Annotated in this window: 15 protein-coding genes and 1 pseudogene; 7 read left to right on the forward strand and 9 right to left on the reverse strand. The window is 71.8% G+C overall.

What is annotated here, in order from left to right; all coding sequences use genetic code 11:
- Positions 1–38: 38 nt before the first annotated feature.
- Entirely contained in the window at positions 39–1,010 is a 972-nt protein-coding gene (locus IE274_RS08520; RefSeq protein WP_190115006.1) for a GNAT family N-acetyltransferase, read from the forward strand.
- Positions 1,011–1,153: 143 nt separating this feature from the next.
- On the opposite strand, the gene IE274_RS08525 is transcribed toward IE274_RS08520, so the two are convergent.
- Positions 1,154–2,140 (reverse strand): LacI family DNA-binding transcriptional regulator, encoded by a 987-nt coding sequence (locus tag IE274_RS08525; RefSeq protein ID WP_229909429.1) that lies wholly within the window; start codon positions 2,138–2,140, stop codon positions 1,154–1,156.
- Between the two features lie 546 nt (positions 2,141–2,686).
- Here IE274_RS08525 and IE274_RS08530 point away from each other — a divergent pair.
- Positions 2,687–3,658, forward strand: coding sequence for an ROK family protein (locus IE274_RS08530; protein WP_190115008.1), 972 nt, complete (start codon positions 2,687–2,689; stop codon positions 3,656–3,658).
- A gap of 86 nt (positions 3,659–3,744) precedes the next feature.
- Here the strand turns inward: IE274_RS08530 and IE274_RS08535 are convergent, their stop codons facing one another.
- Positions 3,745–5,826 (reverse strand): NPCBM/NEW2 domain-containing protein, encoded by a 2,082-nt coding sequence (locus IE274_RS08535; protein ID WP_190115009.1) that lies wholly within the window; start codon positions 5,824–5,826, stop codon positions 3,745–3,747.
- Between the two features lie 266 nt (positions 5,827–6,092).
- Between IE274_RS08535 and IE274_RS08540 the strand changes: the two genes are divergently transcribed.
- The 3 genes from IE274_RS08540 to IE274_RS08550 all read left to right on the forward strand — a co-directional run bounded on the left by IE274_RS08540 (position 6,093) and on the right by IE274_RS08550 (position 9,283).
- Positions 6,093–7,355: an ABC transporter substrate-binding protein gene (locus tag IE274_RS08540; RefSeq protein WP_190115347.1), complete on the forward strand. Its 1,263-nt coding sequence runs from the start codon at positions 6,093–6,095 to the stop codon at positions 7,353–7,355.
- Positions 7,356–7,439: 84 nt separating this feature from the next.
- Positions 7,440–8,357: a carbohydrate ABC transporter permease gene (locus IE274_RS08545; RefSeq protein WP_190115010.1), complete on the forward strand. Its 918-nt coding sequence runs from the start codon at positions 7,440–7,442 to the stop codon at positions 8,355–8,357.
- Complete coding sequence (locus tag IE274_RS08550) at positions 8,354–9,283, forward strand: carbohydrate ABC transporter permease (protein ID WP_190115011.1); 930 nt, start codon at positions 8,354–8,356, stop codon at positions 9,281–9,283. Before IE274_RS08545 ends, IE274_RS08550 begins: the two co-directional genes overlap by 4 nt.
- Before the next feature lie 66 nt (positions 9,284–9,349).
- On the opposite strand, the gene IE274_RS40590 is transcribed toward IE274_RS08550, so the two are convergent.
- Both IE274_RS40590 and IE274_RS08555 read right to left on the reverse strand, forming a co-directional pair.
- Positions 9,350–9,427 (reverse strand): 50S ribosomal protein bL37, encoded by a 78-nt coding sequence (locus IE274_RS40590; RefSeq protein ID WP_375256634.1) that lies wholly within the window; start codon positions 9,425–9,427, stop codon positions 9,350–9,352.
- 166 nt (positions 9,428–9,593) lie between these two features.
- Positions 9,594–9,983, reverse strand: a complete 390-nt coding sequence (locus IE274_RS08555; RefSeq protein WP_190115012.1) for an STAS domain-containing protein — start codon at positions 9,981–9,983, stop codon at positions 9,594–9,596.
- Positions 9,984–10,288: 305 nt separating this feature from the next.
- On the opposite strand from IE274_RS08555, the gene IE274_RS08560 reads away from it, so the two are divergent.
- The gene (locus tag IE274_RS08560) at positions 10,289–11,332 is read left to right on the forward strand and encodes an NUDIX hydrolase (protein WP_190115013.1); all 1,044 of its coding nucleotides are present in this window, start codon (positions 10,289–10,291) and stop codon (positions 11,330–11,332) included.
- A gap of 83 nt (positions 11,333–11,415) precedes the next feature.
- Here the strand turns inward: IE274_RS08560 and IE274_RS40010 are convergent, their stop codons facing one another.
- The 5 genes and pseudogenes from IE274_RS40010 to IE274_RS08580 all read right to left on the reverse strand — a co-directional run bounded on the left by IE274_RS40010 (position 11,416) and on the right by IE274_RS08580 (position 14,775).
- Positions 11,416–11,541, reverse strand: a complete 126-nt coding sequence (locus IE274_RS40010; RefSeq protein WP_268255560.1) for a hypothetical protein — start codon at positions 11,539–11,541, stop codon at positions 11,416–11,418.
- Between the two features lie 27 nt (positions 11,542–11,568).
- Complete coding sequence (locus tag IE274_RS08565; RefSeq protein ID WP_190115014.1) at positions 11,569–12,147, reverse strand: hypothetical protein; 579 nt, start codon at positions 12,145–12,147, stop codon at positions 11,569–11,571.
- A 258-nt stretch (positions 12,148–12,405) separates the two neighbouring features.
- Complete coding sequence (locus tag IE274_RS39335; protein WP_229909440.1) at positions 12,406–12,768, reverse strand: Rossmann-fold NAD(P)-binding domain-containing protein; 363 nt, start codon at positions 12,766–12,768, stop codon at positions 12,406–12,408.
- Between the two features lie 271 nt (positions 12,769–13,039).
- Positions 13,040–13,282: pseudogene (locus IE274_RS39340) on the reverse strand (NAD(P)H-binding protein); the annotation flags it as partial.
- Positions 13,283–13,419: 137 nt separating this feature from the next.
- Positions 13,420–14,775 (reverse strand): dipeptidase, encoded by a 1,356-nt coding sequence (locus IE274_RS08580; protein ID WP_190115015.1) that lies wholly within the window; start codon positions 14,773–14,775, stop codon positions 13,420–13,422.
- Between the two features lie 132 nt (positions 14,776–14,907).
- Between IE274_RS08580 and IE274_RS08585 the strand changes: the two genes are divergently transcribed.
- The gene (locus tag IE274_RS08585) at positions 14,908–16,110 is read left to right on the forward strand and encodes a geranylgeranyl reductase family protein (protein ID WP_190115016.1); all 1,203 of its coding nucleotides are present in this window, start codon (positions 14,908–14,910) and stop codon (positions 16,108–16,110) included.
- Positions 16,111–16,125 lie beyond the last annotated feature (15 nt).

Below are 16,125 nucleotides of genomic sequence, written 5' to 3' on the forward strand. Positions count from 1 at the left end.
GGTTGCGTCGCCCGTGCCGCGGCCCGGACCCTTGCCGGATGGACGAGTTGACGCCCACGGAAGAGCGGATCCGCAGCGCTGAGCCGACCGTACGGGCCGCGACCCCCGGGGACGCGGCGGAGATCTGCCGACTGCTCAACGCCATCGACATGGTGGAGGTCGGGCACCCGGAAACCGACCTGGGCACCGTCGAGACCGACCTGATCCACCCCGAGGCCGACCTCGCCCGCAACTCCTGGCTGGCCTTCCACCAGGGCCGGCTGGTCGCGTACGGACTCCTCTGGGACGACTCCGGCGCCGACCGCATCGACGCCGACCACTACGTCCTGCCCGACCACCAGGACGCGGGCGAGCGCGTGCTCGCCGCGATCGAGACCCGCGCCGCCGAACGCGCCGCCGAGAACGGCGCGCCGCGTGCGGTCGTCCACCTCACGCTCAACAGCCGCCCCGCGCTCGACCCGGCGACGCTCACCCGGCGCGGCTGGGGCGCCGTCCGCCGCTACCACGTCCTGACCCGCCCGCTCTCCCGCGCGGCCGACCCCGCCCCGATCCCACCGCCCGGCCTGACCCTGCGTACCTGCGAGACCGAGGCCGACCGGCGGCGCGCCCACGCCCTCGTCGAGGAGACCTTCGCCGGCCACCACGACCACCAGGCGCGCGGCCACCAGCAGTGGCTGGACGACCTGGGCGCGGGCATGGACTGGTCGCTCGTCTGGATCGCCGCCCTCGCCGGGGCCGGCGATGTGGCCGTCGTCCTGACCCGCGACGACCGCGCGGCCATGGCCTGGATCCGCAACCTCGGCGTCCGCGCACCCGCCCGCGGCCGGGGCATCGCGGGCCATCTGCTGCGGCACGCCTTCGCCGTGTACGCGGCCCGGGGACGCGACACCATCGGCCTCGGCGTCGACACGGAGAACGCCACCGGCGCCCTGGACCTGTACACCGCCCACGGCCTCGCCCTGCACTACGCCGCGGACACCTGGGAGGTCACGCTGCCCACGCCCCGCTAGGGCCTGTCCGGCAGCCTGTAACCCTGCCGCCCGTGCCGGACATGGAGGGGAAGGCCGTCACGAGCGATCCCCACGCCTGGCCGCCCGGCGCGGAACCGGACGTACCGGCGCGCGACTCGACCACCCCCGCCGCGCGCCCCCCTTCAATCGGCGGGCCGCAGCTCCCCCGACCCCCGCGTGATCAACCGCGTCGGCAGCTCGATCCGCTCCGGCGCGTCCGAGGCGCCGTCGAGCTGGCGGAACAGCCGCTCCGCCGCCGTGCGCCCGAGCTGGGCCGCGTCCTGGGCGACCACCGTCACGCCGGGGCTCAACAGGTCGGCCAGCTCGATGTCGTCGAAGCCGACGAGGGCCACGGGGCGGGGGAGGGCCGCGAGGACACGGATGACCGTGACCGTCACGCGGTTGTTGCCCGCGAAGACGGCGGTGACGGGGGAGGGGCCCGACAGCATCGACTCGGCCGCGTGCCGGACCCGCTCGGGGTCGGTGGGGCCGAGGGACACCCAGGACTCGTCGACGTCGATGTCCGCCTCGGCCATCGCCGCGCGGTAGCCGCGCAGCCGCTCTATCGCGGTGTGGATCCGCGGCTGGTCACCGATGAAGCCGATCCGGCGGTGACCGTGGGCGACCAGGTGCGCGACGCCGTCGCGGGCGCCCCCGAAGCTGTCGGACAGCACCACGTCGGCGTCGATCCGCCCCGGCGGCCGGTCGACGAACACCGTGGCGACGCCGGCAGCGATCTCCGGCTCCAGATAGCGGTGGTCGTCGCCCGCAGGGATGACCACGAGCCCGTCCACCCGGCGCGCGCACAGCGCGAGCACCAACTCCTGCTCGCGGTCGGGATCCTCGGCGCTGGAGCCGTTGATGAGCAGCGCCCCGTGCGCGCGGGCGACCTCCTCCACGGCCCGGCTGAGCGGCCCGTAGAACGGGTCGGCCAGGTCCTCAAGGACGAGGCCGATGCTCGCCGTGCGGCCCTTGCGCAGCACCCGCGCGCTGTCGTTGCGCCGGAAACCCAGCGCCTCGATGGCCTCCTGGACGCGGCGTTCGGTGTCGGGCGTGACACCGGGCTCGCCGTTCACGACGCGCGACACCGTCTTCAGGCCCACGCCCGCACGCGCGGCGACGTCCTTCATGGTCGGCCGGTTGCCGTAACGGCTCTTGGAGTCCGCGGTGCCGTCCGAAGTGCTCCCGTCCGTACGGAGGCGGGAGACGGTGGTGCGGGCGGTCTCTGCCACGGTGCGCTGTCCTGTCTGTCGTCCACTGGGTGCGGATCTCAGTCTGCGTAACGTCGGTGCTTCACGTGGGGAAGTTCAGATTTCCACCTCTGTACTTCCACGCCTGTACTTCACGCCTGTCGTTGCTTGTCGTCGCTTGTCGTGTTTGTTCATGCACATCTGTACTTCACCTGCGTACGGGCCCGCGTGACGTCCACTATGTATCGGGGACCGTGCGTCCTGGCCCACCGGGGTCGGCAGAGGGGGGAACCGCCGCACCGAGGCGTACCGCACCCGAGCCCGGATCGCCGGCGTCCGGATCCGCGTCGGAGCCCGCACCCGCCCTCGAACTGCGTGTGCGCGGCATGTGGTGTCGAGCATAGGACCTGGACAACGTTGTCAGATGCACGAGAGACTATGCACCGCACTCTCCGGCCTGCCCTTTCACCAGGAGATCTGACACTGATGCCCACGGACCTCGTCGCCGCACTCGACATCGGCGGCACCAAGATCGCCGGAGCCCTCGTGGACGGCCAGGGCCGGATCCTGCTGCGTTCCCAGCGGCCGACGCCCGCGCGCGAGGACGGCGACACCGTGATGCGCGCGGTCGAAGAGGTGCTCGCCGACCTGACGGCCGGTGAGCCGTGGGGCCTCGTGCGCGCGGTCGGCATCGGCAGCGCGGGTCCGGTCGACGCCACCGCGGGCACGGTCAGCCCGGTCAACGTGCCCGGCTGGCGCGGCTATCCCCTGGTCGAGCGGGTGCGTGCCGCCGCCGAAGGGCGGCCCGTCGAGCTGGTGGGCGACGGCGTGGCGATGACGGCCGCCGAGCACTGGCAGGGCGCGGCCCGCGGCCACGACAACGCGCTGTGCATGGTGGTGTCCACCGGCGTCGGCGGCGGGCTGATCCTGGGCGGTCAACTGCACCCCGGCCCCACTGGCAACGCGGGCCACATCGGTCACATCAGCGTGGACCTCGACGGCGACCCGTGCCCGTGCGGCGGGCGCGGCTGCGTCGAGCGGATCGCCAGCGGCCCGAACATCGCCCGCCGCGCGCTCGCGAACGGCTGGCTCCCCGGACCCGACGGCGATACCTCCGCGGCCGCCGTCGCCCGTGCGGCCCGCGCGGGCGACCCGGTCGCCGTCGCCTCCTTCGAGCGCGCCGCACAGGCCCTCGCGGCCGGCATCGCCGCCACCGCCACGCTCGTCGAGATCGACATCGCGGTGATCGGCGGCGGCGTGGCCATGGCGGGCGACCTGCTGTTCGCACCCCTGCGCCGCGCCCTGCGGGAGTACGCCACGCTGTCGTTCGTCGGCGGCCTGACCGTGGCCCCCGCCCTGATGGGCACGGACGCGGGCCTGGTGGGCGCGGCCGCGGCGGCGCTGCGGGCCTTTCCCGACGCGACGGTGGGACGGCTGCGCCCCGCCGTCAACCGCTGAACCAGCCGCTGTCCGTGCGTGCCGTGCCGCGCGCGGTGGTGAAGCCCGGCCTGTGACACGGCCGGGCCCCACCCTCGCCCGCGAACTCAGCAGCCCAGCACCGGCTCCGCCCAGTCCGCGTGGTCCGAGTCGATGCCGTCGCCGCCGTCCGTGACGACGAGGCGGATCACCTCGGCGCCACGCACGTCGGCCGAGATCGGCTGCGCGGGATCGGCGGTGGTGAGGACGCCGGTGGACGCGGCGAGCCTGCCGTCGGCCCACACCTGGAAGGCGACGGTGCCCTTGTCCGGCTTCTCGTCGTCGACGCCGACGTGGGCGGTGAGCTTCTCGCAGGCTCCGCCCGCGTAGTACTCGACGCCGCTCTCCGCGTGTACACCGAGTCCCTTGGCGTACACCTTGCCGCCGATGGTGAGCGGTTTGCCGTCGCCCGCGGCGCTCTCGCCGTTGCTGGTGTCCTTCTCGACGGGGCCCCAGCCGTTGGTGGCGGAGAGCCGGGGCAGGCCACTGAGCGCGGAGTCGCCCGCGGGCGGGGGCACCACGACCCGTGCGGTCAGGGGCAGTTCGAGCTGGACGCGGCCGCCGCCGGGGGCGCGGTGGCTCGCCTTCAGGTCGAGGGTGTACGCGCCGGGCTCGGCGTCACGTGGCGCCGTCACCTGCCAGGACGTACCGAGGATCTCGCCCGTGCGCAGGGTGGACGCACGGGTCGGGGAGGTCGCCTTGACGCGCCAGCCGGAAGGGCCGGTGAGGGAGACGCGGGCGTCGCGCGCGTCCGTGCTGCCGCGGTTGGTGACCTTGGTGACGAGCTTCTCGGCCTGGCCCGCCTCCACCAGCGGGTCGGCGGCGGAGCCGACGTCGACGACCGGCGGCTTGTGCTGCCACTGGCCGTCGGCCGCGACCCGCACCAGGACCGTGCCGTGTGCGGGCACGGTCGCGGAGATGGTGCCCGCGACGTTGTAGCTCTCGTGCTTCCACAGGTCGCGCAGGGAGTAGCCGTCGGCGGCGGGCAGGCCCACCGCCTTCGCGGTCGTGGAGATGGTCTTCATGCTGCCGGTCTCGTTGAACAGCGCGATGGCCCGGCTGCCGTCCTTCATCTCCTTGGCGACGACCCAGCGCCCGCCCTCCGTCGAGATGACCTTGCCCTGTTTGCCCAGCGGGTCCTGGTCGACGGCGATGACTTCCTTGTTCCCGAGGATCTCGAAGGTCTCGGGGCTGACCTTGCGCAGGTCGGAGCCGATGAGCAGCGGCGCGGCCATGATCGACCACATGGAGAAGTGCGACCGGTACTCGGTGGCCGTCATGCCGCCGTTGCCGACCTCCAGCATGTCGGGGTCGTTCCAGCGACCGGGCCCGGCGTGCTGCGCGAGGGGCAGGTTCTGCTTCATGATGGACAGCATCGAGCCCCAGTTGTCGCTGATGTCGCCCGTGGTGCGCCACAGGTGACCGACGTCGGCGGCCCACTCCCAGGGCTTGTTCTCGCCCCATTCGCAGATGCTGTAGACGATCGGGCGGCCCGTCGTCTCCGACGCCGCCGTCAGCGCGTCGCGCATGGCGATGTAGCGCTGCTTGGCATCCACGCCCTGGTTGTTGCAGTTGTCGTACTTGAGGTAGTCGACGCCCCAGTCGGCGAACTGCTGGGCGTCGCTGCGCTCGTGGCCGAGCGCGCCGGGGAAGCCCGCGGAGTTGCAGGTCTTGGTGCCCGCGCTGGTGTAGATGCCGAGCTTGAGCCCCTTGGAGTGGACGTAGTCGGCGACCGCCTTGATGCCGCCGGGGAAGCGCTTGGGGTCGGGCACCAGCTTGCCGTCGGCGTCGCGCTGCGGCAGCGCCCAGCAGTCGTCGAGGTTGACGTACTCGTACCCCGCGTCCTTGAGGCCCTTCGCGACGAAGATGTCGGCGATCCCCTTGACCATGGACTCGTCGAAGTCGGCGCGGCAGTGCGTGGCGTTCCAGTTGTTGAAGCCCATCGGCGGGGTGAGCGCGAGGCCGCCCGGCAGCCGGGGGTCCTCGCCTCCCCGGGCCGGGGCGCCGTCCGCTCCGGGGGACCGGGCGGTGTCCGTGCCTCGGCTGTCGCGGGCGACGGCGGGCGCCGCGAGCCCGGCCGCGCAGAGCAGCGCCGCGGCGAGCGACCCGACCACTCTTCGGCGGATGGTGCGGCTGGAAAGGTGACGCATCGTGACGTTCCTCCGTACTCGCGGAAGATGGGATGTCTTCGTGTACGTGTCACTCGTGCGCGCTTACGGTAGAGCGTGTTGAACTGTGTTGGAAGAGGAGCGGTAACGGTTCGGGCAGCCGACGTCAAAACCCTTGACGGCGTTGGCTCGTGGGAGTGAGATCCAATCCTCGCGTTCGGTTGTGTTCGGTTGCACCCCGAGGAGGGGACATGACGCAGTCATCGTTCACCGGTCCGCCACTCCCGCGCGGTGGGGCCGGACATCCGATGTCCCGGCGGAATCTCCTGCGTGGTGCGGCCGTGGGCGCCGGGGCGGTCACGCTTCCCGCGCTGCTCACCGCCTGCGGCGACGGACCCGGCGGCAACAAGAACGAGGTGACGGTCGGCTCCAACGCCTCGGACGCCGTGCCGAAGAAGGCGTTCGCCGCCGCCTTCGCCGCGTACGAGAAGCAGAGCGACAAGAAGGTCAAGGTCAACACCACAGAGCACAACGAATTCCAGCAGAACATCACGCGCTATCTCCAGGGTTCACCGGACAACGTCTTCATGTGGTTCGCCGGCTACCGCATGCAGTACTTCGCCGAAAAGGGCCTGCTCATCGACATCAGTGATGTCTGGAAGGACTTCAAGGGGTTCTCGCCCGCGCTGCGGGACCAGTCGACCCACGAGGGCAAGCAGTACTTCGTGCCGTACTACTACTATCCGTGGGCGGTATTCCACCGGAAGAGCCTCTTCGAGAAGAAGGGGTACGAACAGGCCAAGAACTGGGACCAGTTCATCGCCCTGGCCAAGCAGATGCGCAAGGACGGCACCCCGGTCGCCTTCTGCGACAAGGACGGCTGGCCCGCCATGGGCACCTTCGACTACATCAACATGCGGCTCAACGGATACGACTTCCACAAGAGCCTGATGGCGGGCGAGGAGGCGTGGACCGACCAGAAGGTGAAGAAGGTCTTCGACCTGTGGCGCGAGCTCATGCCGTACTACCAGAAGGGCGCGCTCGGCCGGACCTGGGAGGAGGCGGGGCAGGGCCTGCAGCAGCGCAGGACCGGCATGGCCGTCTTCGGCATGCCGCACCCCGGCAGCCAGTTCCCGGTGAACGAGCGCGACGACATCGACTTCTTCGCCTTCCCGGAGATCGACCCGGAGTTCGGCCAGGACGCGGTGGAAGCTCCCATCGACGGATTCCTCGTCGCCAAGAAGTCCCGGAACGTGGAAGGCGCCAAGGACCTGCTCGGCTGGCTCGGCACCGCGCGCGCCGAGGACGTCTATCTCAAGGGCGATCCGAACAACATCGCGGTCAACGAGGGCGCCGACACCGCGAAATACAGCCCGCTGCAGAAGAAGTCCGCCGAACTCGTCTCCAAGGCCAAGCAGATCTCACAGTTCCTCGACCGGGACACCCGTCCCGATTTCGCTCAGACCGTGATGATCAAGGCGCTCCAGGACTTCATCGACGACCCGAAGGACGTCGACGGACTCGTCAACAGGATCGAACGCCAGAAGAAGGACATCTTCTCGACGTCGTGAGCTGATCCGTGCGCTGCTCCGCGGGCCGAGCTGTGAGTTGAACCGTGAGTTGATTCGTGAGCTGATTCGAGAGGACCGCACTCCGTGCCGCAGAAAACCGCGCGGCGCGCCGGTCGGCGGGCGACGGCGCGGCGCTTCACGCGCCGTGACATCGCCGTGCTCGGCGTGCTCCTTGGCATCCCCGTGCTCCTTGACATCGTCATCGTCTGGGGCCCGGCCCTGGCCTCCGTCGGGCTTTCCTTCACCTCCTGGGACGGCATCGGCGACATCCATTGGGTGGGCGGCGACAACTACGAGAACCTGGTCCAGGACTATCCCGCGTTCTGGCCCGCCGTGCGCCACAACCTGCTGTGGATCGGCTTCCTCGGCCTGGTCGCGACGCCGTTCGGGCTCTTCCTCGCCGTCCTCATCGACCGCGGCGTCCGCTTCAGCCGCTTCTACCAGTCCGTCCTCTACATGCCCGTCGTGCTGTCCCTGGCCGTTGTCGGCTTCATGGCGCAGCTCCTCCTCGGCACCGACCAGGGCGTCGTCAACACGATCCTGGACGACCGGAACGACCCGGTCGACTGGCTCGGCGACTCCAGCATCAACCTGTGGATGATGATGCTGGCGGCGAGCTGGCGGCACGTCGGCTACGTCATGATCCTCTACCTGGCCGGGCTGAAGTCCGTCGACCCCGCCCTCAAGGAGGCGGCGGCCATCGACGGCGCGAACGAACGCCAGACCTTCTTCCGGGTGACCCTGCCGACGCTGCGGCCCGTCAACGTCATCGTCGGCGTCATCACGGTCATCGAGGCCCTGCGCGCCTTCGACATCGTGTACGCCGTGAACAAGGGCCGCAACGGCCTCGAACTGCTCTCGGTGCTCATCACCGACAACATCATCGGCGAAGCCAGCCGCATCGGATTCGGCTCGGCCATCGCGGCCGTCCTGCTCGTCGTGTCCCTGGGATTCATCGTGACGTTCCTGGTCCAGGAGCTGAGAGGAGCGCGCGAGAAATGACAGCGGACATCCGGGCCACGGCCCGCAGCGTCGAACCCGCCCCGCCCGCCCGTGCGTCCGGCCCCGGACGGCCGCCGCGCCGCGGCCGCTTCGGCGTCCACATCTTCCTGTCCGCGGTGTCCCTGTTGTTCCTGGCACCGCTGCTGCTCGCCGTCTACGCCAGCCTCCGCCCGTACGAGGAGACGGCCCAGCACGGCTACTTCTCGTTCCCGAAGAAGCTGTCCTTCGACTACTACCGCGAGGCCTACACCGAATCCGGTATGGGCAAGTACTTCATGAATACGCTGATCATCGCCGTCCCCGCGGTGATCATCACGCTCTTCCTGGCCGCGTTCGTCGCGTTCGCCGTCGCCCGCGTCAACATTCGCGGCAGCCTCTTCCTGCTGATGTTCTTCACCGCGGGCAACCTGCTGCCGCCGCAGGTCCTGGTCACACCGCTGTACGTGCTGTTCCTGAAGATCGACCTGCCCTGGTGGATGTCCGACTCGATGACCCTCTACGACTCGTACTGGGCCGTCATCATCGTCAACATCGGCTTCCAGGTGGGCTTCTGCGTCTTCGTCCTGTCCAATTTCATGCGCACGCTGCCCAAGGAGATCCTGGAGGCGGCGATCGTCGACGGGGCCGGGGTGTGGACCCAGTTCTGGCGCATCACGCTGCCGCTGTGCCGCCCGGCGATCGCGGCCCTCGCCACGCTGGAGTTCACCTGGATCTACAACGACTTCCTGTGGGCCCTGATCTTCATCTCGAACCCCGACAAGCTCCCGATCACGTCGTCGCTGAACAACCTGCGCGGCCAGTTCTTCACGGACTACAACCTGCTGGCGGCGGGATCGATCCTGGTGGCCCTGCCGACGATCCTCGTCTTCCTGCTGCTGCAACGGCACTTCATCGCCGGGCTGACGCTGGGGTCGAGCAAGGGCTGAGCCCGGCGCGGCGGGGGTGGTACCCGTCGCACCGGGCCGGTGGTGCAAGGCGCTGGCGGCCTGCCGTCAGGACTGCGGCCGCTTGCCGTGGTTGGCCGCGTGCTTGCGGCGGGCCTTCTTCTTGCGGCGTCGCTTCGAGGACATGGCCGCGCTCCTCTCCGAGGGGGGATGGCGCCGAGTGTGCTGATTTCGGCGCTTTCCCACCCTTTCACACCGCTGCGGGGCTCGCGATTCCGGCCAGCGGTTCGCGGTAGCGACGCGACCACGCCGGGCCCGGGGCGCAGGGTCCGGAGCCTGCGCCCGTCGCCGGTCAAGGATCGAGCCGGGGTGGCGCCAGCGCCTCCCGTACCGAGGAGACCGGGGACAGCGTCGCCTTGAGACCGGTGATGCCCATGACGCGCAGGGTCATGGGGTCCGAGCACACCACCCGCAGCGCCGCGCCTCGGGCGGCGAGGCGGCGGTGGGCCCGCATGAGCAGGGAAAGACCGGAGCAGTCGAGGAACGTGGCACGCGTCAAGTCGACCACGACGAGCCGGGCGGGGCCCGCCGTCACCGTGTCGAGGTGGGGGAGCGTGCGCTGGAACCCCACGAGGTCCATGTCGCCGTACAACTCCACCACGGTGGCGTTGCCGACCTCGTACACCCGGGGCGGTAACTCCGGGTTCTCGCACGTGAATTCGCTCAGCTTGTCCTGATGCACTAATCCCCCCAGGGCGAGCCCCGGCCAGTGCGCACGGCCGGGGGCGGCTGCCGTGAAGCAACCGGAACGAGGAGGTCACCAGGGGCCAGGGTGCCTGGCGGATCACGGTATCGGGCAGGGCTGCGACGCGGAGTGCGGGAACGATTCGCGGGAGAGCACTGCCACCCGATGGGGGGAAGTTACCAAAAGGCCCTTGACAGAGCGCCTTGGCTGTTCATACGAGAACGGCCACCCTCATCAGGCGCTGGTTTCCGTGGCAGTGTGTTGCGGGCAAGCCACTGGGGTCCAACAGAAGAGGGGGAACCGTGATCGTCTGGATCAACGGCGCGTTCGGTGCGGGGAAGACCAGCGCCGCACGGGAACTGATCGAGCTGATCCCGAACAGCACACTCTTCGACCCTGAGGTCATCGGCGGCGCGCTGCCGCATCTGCTGCCGGCCAAGCACCTCGCCGAGGTGAGCGACTTCCAGGACCTGCCGATCTGGCGGCGCCTGGTGGTCGACGCGGCGGCCGGGCTGCTCGCCGAGGTCGGCGGCGTACTGGTGGTGCCGATGACACTGCTGCGCCAGGAGTACCGCGATGAGATATTCGGTGGCCTCGCCGCCCGGCGCATAGCCGTGCGCCATGTTCTGCTCGCTCCGGACGAAACGATCCTGCGTGCGCGCATCGCCGACCGCGAGGTCCCCCCGGACGTACCCGACGGCGAACTGCGCGTCCGCCAGTGGTCGTTCGACCACATCGAGCCCTACTTCGCCGCGCTCTCCGCCTGGCTCGGCGCGGACGCCCACCACGTCGACAACGGCGCCCTGACGCCGACCGAGACGGCCGCGCACATCGCCGAGGCCGTCCGCACCGGCGCCGCCGCCGTCTGCGACATCGTGCAGACGCCCGAGCCCACCGCCGAGACCCTCGCCGCCGGGGTGCTGCTCTTCGACGAGCAGGACCGGGTGCTCCTGGTGGATCCGACGTACAAGGCGGGCTGGGAGTTCCCCGGCGGCGTGGTGGAGCCGGGCGAGGCGCCCGCGCGGGCCGGGGTGCGCGAGGTCGCGGAGGAGACCGGCATCCGGCTCGCCGGGACGCCCCGCCTCCTCGTCGCCGACTGGGAGCCGCCCACGCCGCCCGGCTACGGCGGCATGCGCTTCCTCTTCGACGGCGGCCGCCTCGACAGCGCCGACGCGCGACGGCTGCTGCTGCCGGGACCGGAACTGCGCGACTGGCGTTTCGTCACCGAGGACGAGGCCGCCCGGCTGCTGCCGCCCGTGCGCTACGCTCGCCTGCGCTGGGCGCTGCGGGCGCGGGAGCGGGGCGCGACGCTGTACCTGGAGGCGGGGGAGCCGGTCGGCGGCTGAGCCGGCGATCCCGGTGGGCGTACGCGCTCTGCCCTGGGCAGAGCACCGCTCCGGGCCGTGCGCCGCACCCCGGTCCCGGCCGGTCAGAGCGTGCAGGAGTGCACCGGGTCGCCGTCCGGGCGCGGCACCGTGCGGCTGCGCGGCGGGGCCGTGCCGTCCTCGGTCCACGCCGTCAGCGCGTCGAAGGCGTCCCGTACGCAGGGCAGCATGGGCCGTACGAGGCGCGGGTGCGCGCCTTACAGGCCGTCCGTGTGGTTGCCGCCGGTGACGCGGTAGTAGCGGTGCCGGTCGCCGCGGTGCGCCCGGTCCACGAGCCGCGCGTACCGGTCGGAGCCCGGGCCGATGGGGACGAGGGCGTCGAGCGTGCCGTGCAGGGTGATGAGGGGGCGCCGGACGCGGCCGGTCGGGGACAGGCGGGCCACGGTGTCGTGCACCGCGCGCGGGCGCGCCGCGTAGGCGTAGTCGGTGTCGCGGCCCTTGCCCGTGCCCTCGCGGCAGAACGGCGTCCCGGCCTCGGTGGCGCCGTCGTAGCCGGGGTCCACCTCCTCGCGGATGAGACGCTGGAAGGTGTCCCACTGGGTGCGGTAGTGGGTGTCCCACAGCGGCTCGGACTCCGGCGGATGGCCCGCGGCGGCCAGCGCCTCGCGCGCGCCGGGCTCGCCCGCGCGCAGCCGCGGGTGGGCGCGCAGCGCGGGCGGCAGCGTCGCCAGGAGGTTGGGTGACCTGAGGGTCAGCAGGACGCCCTCCCAGTCGAGGCCGCCGTCGTACAGCCACGGCACGTTCTCCAGCTGTCGCCCGCCGCCTGGCAGCCGCACCCCCGCCACCCCCGGCCCCGCCCGCGCGTCCACCCCCGCAGGGCGCGCCCGAACCCACCGCCCGAGAGGTCGAGATCCTCCGGCTGGTCGCGGCCGGAGCGACCAACCGCGAGATCGCCGCCCGCCTCTACGTCAGCGAGGGCACCGTCAAGAACCACATCTCCCGCATCCTCACCCGCCTCGGATGCGCGGACGCGCCCAGGCGGCGCTGTACGCCCGGGACCGAGGGCTGCTGTGAGCCGGGGCCGGACCGTCCGGTCAGGCCCCGGACACCGCGGGCACAAGGACATCCGCCGCGAAGTCCGCCGCCGAGCGCGGCGCGCGGCCGAGCACGTGCCGCACGCCGTCGCCGAGCCCCACCACGCCCTCGGCACGGTAGTTCGCGTACAGGTCGCGCAGTCCGTCCACGACCCCGGGCGGCACCCCGCCGTCGGTGAGGCCCGTGCGCCAGGCGTCGTCGAGCGGCACGTCGACGTACACGACGGGCCTGCCGAGCGCCGCGCCGAAGCGGTCGGCCAGGTCCGGCAGGGTCAGGGACTCGGGGCCGCTGAGGTCGATGTCGCCGCCCACCGGCCGCTCCGGCAGGAGCTCGGCGACGGCGACGTCCGCGATGTCGCGCACGTCGGCATAGCCGCGGGCTCCGGCGGGCCCGGCCGGATCGGCGAAGGTGCCGCTGGCGATCGCGTCGGCCGACGGCAGGAAGTTTCTGCAGGAAGCGGTCGGGCCGCAGGACCGTCAGCTCGGGCACCCCGGCCGCGCGCAGCCGCTCGGTGACCACGTCATGGGCGCCGGTGACGGCGTCCGGCACGATCCCCGCGCCCGTGAACGGCCGGGCGCCGAGCTTGACGATACGGCGCACCCCCGCGTCGAGCGCCGCGAGCGCGAGCCCGGTCTCGGCCGCCACCTGGTCCACCGCGAAGGGGTGCGCCAGATACAGCCGGTCCACGCCCGCGACCGCGCGCCGGACGTCCGCCGCGACGGTGGCGTCACCGCGTACGACCGCACCGCGCACCGTGCCCAGCGCCCGTGCGCCGGCCTCGCACCGTACGAGGAACCGGACGTCACTGCGGTCGCGCAGCGCCTCCGCCGCATGGCGCCCCACCGCACCGTTCGGCGTGGTGACCAGAACGGTCATCGAACCCCTCCAGAAACGCGAACGCGAACACGATCAAGACCGTGTTCGCGCCAACGCCCGCTGGGCGCCGAGGAATTCCTGGTGCGAGGCCGGGGAAAGGGGCCGGGTCGCCCCGGCCCCCTCCCGCTGCCGTCGCGTCAGCTCGTCGCGTACCGCTGGAGGAACAGTGCCTCCGCGACCGACATCCGCTCCAGCTCCTGCGGGGACACGCTCTCGTTGACCGCGTGGATCTGCGCCTCGGGCTCGTTCAGGCCGATCAGCAGGATCTCCGCCTCGGGGTAGAGAGCGGCCAGCGTGTTGCACAGGGGGATGGAGCCGCCCATGCCGGCGGACTGCATCTTCTCGCCGTCGTAGGCCTCGCTGAGGGCCGCGGCCATCGCCTCGTAGGCGGGGCTCGTGGTGTCCGCGCGGAACGCCTGGCCCTGGCCGATCTGCTCGGTGGCCACCCGGGCGCCCCACGGCGTACGGGACTCCAGGTGGGCGCGGAGCAGCTTCGTCGCCTCGGCGGCGTCCACGCCCGGCGGCACCCGCAGGCTGATCAGCGCCCGCGCGGACGCCTGCACGGACGGCGTCGCACCGACCACCGGCGGGCAGTCGATGCCGAGGACCGTGACGGCCGGGCGGGCCCAGACGCGGTCGGCGACCGAGCCGTCGCCGATGAGGCCGACGCCGTCGAGGACCTTGGCGTCCCTGCGGAAGTCCGCCTCGCCGTACTGCAGGCCCTCCCACACGCCGCCGCCGTCCAGGCCGTCGACCGTCGTCGAGCCGTCCTCGGCGCGCAGCGAGTCGAGGACCCGCACCAGCGCGCCGAGCGCGTCCGGTGCCGCGCCGCCGAACTGGCCGGAGTGCAGGTTGCCTTCCAGGGTGTCGATCTGGACGCGTACGAGGGTCATGCCGCGCAGCGTCGCGGTGACCGTCGGCAGCCCGACGCGGAAGTTGCCCGCGTCGCCGACGACGATCGTGTCCGCGCGCAGCAGCTCCGGGTGCTCCTCGGCGTACCGCTCCAGGCCGCCCGTGCCCTGCTCCTCCGAGCCCTCCGCGATGACCTTGACGTGCACCGGGACGCCGCCGTTCGCCTTGAGGGCGCGCAGCGCGAGCAGGTGCATGACGATGCCGCCCTTGCAGTCGGCGCTGCCGCGCCCGAACCAGCGGCCGTCGCGCTCCGTCAGCTCGAACGGGGGCGTGGCCCAGCCCGCCTCGTCGAGCGGCGGCTGCACGTCGTAGTGCGCGTACAGCAGGACCGTCGGGGCGCCTTCGGGGCCGGGCAGGTAGCCGTACACCGACTGGGTGCCGTCCGGGGTGTCGAGCAGCGCGACGTCCTGGAAGCCCTCGGTGCGCAGCGCGTCGGCCACCCAGTTCGCGGCGGCCTCGCTCTCGCTCCGCGGATACTGCTCGAAGTCCGCCACCGACTTGAACGCCACCAGTTCGGTGAGTTCCGCCTTCGCCCTCGGCATGAGAGTGGCGATGGTCTCGGCGATCGGATGCGGCGACATGGGCACGCTCCTCGTGGGTGCGACGTTGTGCGGGGTGTACGTGATCCTCCCACAGGAGGTTCGCGGAAGTGCGCGCCGTAGGATGCCTCAAGAGAGCGCGGCCAAGAGCGGGATCGGGAGCGGAACACCAACGTGAGCAGCGAGAACTCAGCGGACGACGCGCGGCAGGTCTGGGACGTCGTCGTGGTCGGCGCCGGGCCTGCGGGCGCCTCGGCGGCGTACGCGGCAGCCGTCGCCGGACGCAGCGTACTGATCCTCGAGAAAGCCGAACTGCCGCGGTACAAGACGTGCGGCGGTGGCATCATCGGCCCCTCGCGCGACGCGTTGCCGCCGGGGTTCGAGCTGCCCTTCAAGGATCGCGTGCACGCGGTGACGTTCTCCCTGGACGGCAAGTTCGCCCGCACCCGCCGCTCCCGGAACATGCTGTTCGGGCTCATCAACCGCCCGGAGTTCGACCAGCAGCTCGTCGAGCACGCCCAGAAGGCCGGCGCCGAGCTGCGCACGGGCGCGACGGTGAGCCGTGTCGACCAGCACGGACCCGAGGTGCCCGACCGGCGCACCGTCGCCGTCGTCCTGCAGGGCGGCGAGACCGTCCTGGCCCGCGCCGTCGTCGGCGCCGACGGCAGCGCCAGCCGCATAGGGGCGCACGTCGGCGTGAAGCTCGACCAGGTCGACCTCGGCCTGGAGGCGGAGATCCCGGTGCCCGAGACCGTCGCGGAGGACTGGGCCGGCCGCGTCCTCATCGACTGGGGACCCATGCCCGGCAGCTACGGCTGGGTGTTCCCCAAGGGCGACACGCTCACCGTCGGCGTGATCTCCGCGCGCGGCGAAGGCGCCGCCACCAAGCGGTACTTGGAGGACTTCATCGCCCGCCTCGGCCTCGCGGGCTTCGAGCCGAGCCTGTCCTCCGGCCACCTCACGCGCTGCCGCAGCGACGACTCGCCGCTGTCCCGCGGGCGCGTCCTGGTGTGCGGCGACGCGGCGGGCCTCCTGGAGCCGTGGACCCGCGAGGGCATCTCGTTCGCGCTGCGCTCCGGGCGGCTCGCGGGGGAGTGGGCCGTGCGGATCGCCGAGGCGGGCGACGCGGTGGACGCCCGCCGCCAGGCCCTCAACTACGCGTTCGCCATCAAGGCGGGCCTCGGCGTCGAGACGAGCGTCGGCCGCAGCATGCTCAACGTCTTCGAACGCCGCCCCGGCCTGCTGCACACGGCCCTCACGGGTTTCCGCCCGGCGTGGAACGCGTTCGCGAAGATCACCCGCGGCTCGATGACGCTGGCGGAGCTGGTACGGACGCATCCGCTGGCGGGGCGGGCGCTCAGCCGCTTGAACCGGTAGGCCGACCGGCCTGGT

The sequence above is a fragment of the Streptomyces flavofungini genome, assembly GCF_014650815.1.
GTDB classification, from domain to species: Bacteria; Actinomycetota; Actinomycetes; order Streptomycetales; family Streptomycetaceae; genus Streptomyces; species Streptomyces flavofungini.

Coding starts and splice junctions, on each gene's coding strand:
- IE274_RS08520 (WP_190115006.1), top strand. CDS start 39: ATGGACGAGTTGACGCCCACGGAAGAGCGGATCCGCAGCGCTGAGCCG.
- IE274_RS08525 (WP_229909429.1), bottom strand. CDS start 2,140: ATGAAGGACGTCGCCGCGCGTGCGGGCGTGGGCCTGAAGACGGTGTCG.
- IE274_RS08535 (WP_190115009.1), bottom strand. CDS start 5,826: ATGCGTCACCTTTCCAGCCGCACCATCCGCCGAAGAGTGGTCGGGTCG.
- IE274_RS08530 (WP_190115008.1), top strand. CDS start 2,687: ATGCCCACGGACCTCGTCGCCGCACTCGACATCGGCGGCACCAAGATC.
- IE274_RS08580 (WP_190115015.1), bottom strand. CDS start 14,775: ATGTCGCCGCATCCGATCGCCGAGACCATCGCCACTCTCATGCCGAGG.
- IE274_RS08550 (WP_190115011.1), top strand. CDS start 8,354: ATGACAGCGGACATCCGGGCCACGGCCCGCAGCGTCGAACCCGCCCCG.
- IE274_RS40590 (WP_375256634.1), bottom strand. CDS start 9,427: ATGTCCTCGAAGCGACGCCGCAAGAAGAAGGCCCGCCGCAAGCACGCG.
- IE274_RS40010 (WP_268255560.1), bottom strand. CDS start 11,541: ATGCTGCCCTGCGTACGGGACGCCTTCGACGCGCTGACGGCGTGGACC.
- IE274_RS08540 (WP_190115347.1), top strand. CDS start 6,093: ATGTCCCGGCGGAATCTCCTGCGTGGTGCGGCCGTGGGCGCCGGGGCG.